This is a genomic window from Streptococcus fryi (assembly GCF_053206505.1).
Genome location: NZ_JBRUGW010000061.1, coordinates 1 through 3,000 on the forward strand (window position 1 = coordinate 1; position 3,000 = coordinate 3,000).

Annotated in this window: 1 tRNA gene and 2 rRNA genes; all 3 read right to left on the reverse strand. The window is 49.5% G+C overall.

Annotated elements, in window-relative coordinates:
• Positions 1 to 1,233: ribosomal RNA gene (locus ACVRZH_RS09905) — 23S ribosomal RNA — on the reverse strand; the annotation flags it as partial.
• Between the two features lie 152 nt (positions 1,234 to 1,385).
• A tRNA-Ala gene (locus ACVRZH_RS09910) sits at positions 1,386 to 1,458 on the reverse strand.
• A gap of 70 nt (positions 1,459 to 1,528) precedes the next feature.
• A 16S ribosomal RNA gene (locus ACVRZH_RS09915) occupies positions 1,529 to 3,000 on the reverse strand; the annotation flags it as partial.

Genomic DNA, 3,000 nt, shown 5'->3' on the forward strand with positions numbered 1-3,000 from the left:
CATAGAACGCTCTCCTACCATGACACATTGTGTCATCCACAGCTTCGGTAATGTGTTTTAGCCCCGGTACATTTTCGGCGCAGGGTCACTCGACTAGTGAGCTATTACGCACTCTTTGAATGAATAGCTGCTTCTAAGCTAACATCCTAGTTGTCTGTGCAACCCCACATCCTTTTCCACTTAACACATATTTTGGGACCTTAGCTGGTGGTCTGGGCTGTTTCCCTTTCGACTACGGATCTTAGCACTCGCAGTCTGACTGCCGATTATATCTACTTGGCATTCGGAGTTTATCTGAGATTGGTAATCCGAGATGGACCCCTCACCCAAACAGTGCTCTACCTCCAAGAGACTTAACATCGACGCTAGCCCTAAAGCTATTTCGGAGAGAACCAGCTATCTCCAAGTTCGTTTGGAATTTCTCCGCTACCCACAAGTCATCCAAGCACTTTTCAACGTGCCCTGGTTCGGTCCTCCAGTGCGTCTTACCGCACCTTCAACCTGCTCATGGGTAGGTCACATGGTTTCGGGTCTACGACATGTTACTATAGCGCCCTATTCAGACTCGGTTTCCCTACGGCTCCGTCTCTTCAACTTAACCTCGCAACATATCGTAACTCGCCGGTTCATTCTACAAAAGGCACGCTCTCACCCATTAACGGGCTCGAACTTGTTGTAGGCACACGGTTTCAGGTTCTATTTCACTCCCCTCCCGGGGTGCTTTTCACCTTTCCCTCACGGTACTGGTTCACTATCGGTCACTAGGGAGTATTTAGGGTTGGGAGATGGTCCTCCCAGATTCCGACGAGATTTCACGTGTCTCGCCGTACTCAGGATACTGCTAGGTATAAAGACTATTTCGAATACGAGGCTATTACTCTCTTTGGCGACTCTTCCCAAAGTCTTCTTCTATAATCTTTAAGTCCACATTGCAGTCCTACAACCCCGAAGAGTAAACTCTTCGGTTTGCCCTCCTGCCGTTTCGCTCGCCGCTACTAAGGCAATCGCTTTTGCTTTCTCTTCCTGCAGCTACTTAGATGTTTCAGTTCACTGCGTCTTCCCTCCTCTACCCTTAACAGGTAGGGATACTAACCATGAGTTAGTGGGTTCCCCCATTCGGACATCTCTGGATCAGCGCTTACTTACAGCTCCCCAAAGCATTTCGTCGTTTGTCACGTCCTTCATCGGCTCCTAGTGCCAAGGCATCCACCGTGCGCCCTTATTAACTTAACCTTATAACCTAGTTTCTTCTAAACTAGAAAACTCATTAATAATCACAGCGTTTTCGGTTTATTTTCTTGTTACTTTTTCATATATTTCTATATGGAATTTGATATAGATATTCAATTGTCAATGGTCATCCTATCTAACTTAGCGTTAGATAATGGAGCCTAGCGGGATCGAACCGCTGACCTCCTGCGTGCAAAGCAGGCGCTCTCCCAGCTGAGCTAAGGCCCCGTACATCTTGTACTTCTATCTTCTGACCCCTCAAAACTAAACAAGACTAACAAAGCTTCCATTTCCTTAGAAAGGAGGTGATCCAGCCGCACCTTCCGATACGGCTACCTTGTTACGACTTCACCCCAATCATCTATCCCACCTTAGGCGGCTGGCTCCAAACGGTTACCTCACCGACTTCGGGTGTTACAAACTCTCGTGGTGTGACGGGCGGTGTGTACAAGGCCCGGGAACGTATTCACCGCGGCGTGCTGATCCGCGATTACTAGCGATTCCGACTTCATGTAGGCGAGTTGCAGCCTACAATCCGAACTGAGATTGGCTTTAAGAGATTAGCTTGCCGTCACCGGCTTGCGACTCGTTGTACCAACCATTGTAGCACGTGTGTAGCCCAGGTCATAAGGGGCATGATGATTTGACGTCATCCCCACCTTCCTCCGGTTTATTACCGGCAGTCTCGCTAGAGTGCCCAACTTAATGATGGCAACTAACAATAGGGGTTGCGCTCGTTGCGGGACTTAACCCAACATCTCACGACACGAGCTGACGACAACCATGCACCACCTGTCACCTCTGCTCCGAAGAGAAAGCCTATCTCTAGGCCGGTCAGAGGGATGTCAAGACCTGGTAAGGTTCTTCGCGTTGCTTCGAATTAAACCACATGCTCCACCGCTTGTGCGGGCCCCCGTCAATTCCTTTGAGTTTCAACCTTGCGGTCGTACTCCCCAGGCGGAGTGCTTAATGCGTTAGCTACGGCACTAAACCCCGGAAAGGGTCTAACACCTAGCACTCATCGTTTACGGCGTGGACTACCAGGGTATCTAATCCTGTTCGCTACCCACGCTTTCGAGCCTCAGCGTCAGTTACAGACCAGAGAGCCGCTTTCGCCACCGGTGTTCCTCCATATATCTACGCATTTCACCGCTACACATGGAATTCCACTCTCCCCTTCTGCACTCAAGTTTAACAGTTTCCAAAGCATACTATGGTTAAGCCACAGCCTTTTACTTCAGACTTATCAAACCGCCTGCGCTCGCTTTACGCCCAATAAATCCGGACAACGCTCGGGACCTACGTATTACCGCGGCTGCTGGCACGTAGTTAGCCGTCCCTTTCTGGTCAGTTACCGTCACTATGTGAACTTTCCACTCTCACATACATTCTTGGCTGACAACAGAGCTTTACGATCCGAAAACCTTCTTCACTCACGCGGCGTTGCTCGGTCAGGGTTGCCCCCATTGCCGAAGATTCCCTACTGCTGCCTCCCGTAGGAGTCTGGGCCGTGTCTCAGTCCCAGTGTGGCCGATCACCCTCTCAGGTCGGCTATGTATCGTCGCCTTGGTAAGCCGTTACCTTACCAACTAGCTAATACAACGCAGGTCCATCTCACAGTGAAACTGTTGTTCCTTTTAAATACTTATCATGCAATAAGTATTCTTATGCGGTATTAGCTATCGTTTCCAATAGTTATCCCCCGCTATGAGGTAGGTTACCTACGCGTTACTCACCCGTTCGCAACTCTTCCAGAATAGCAAGCTATTC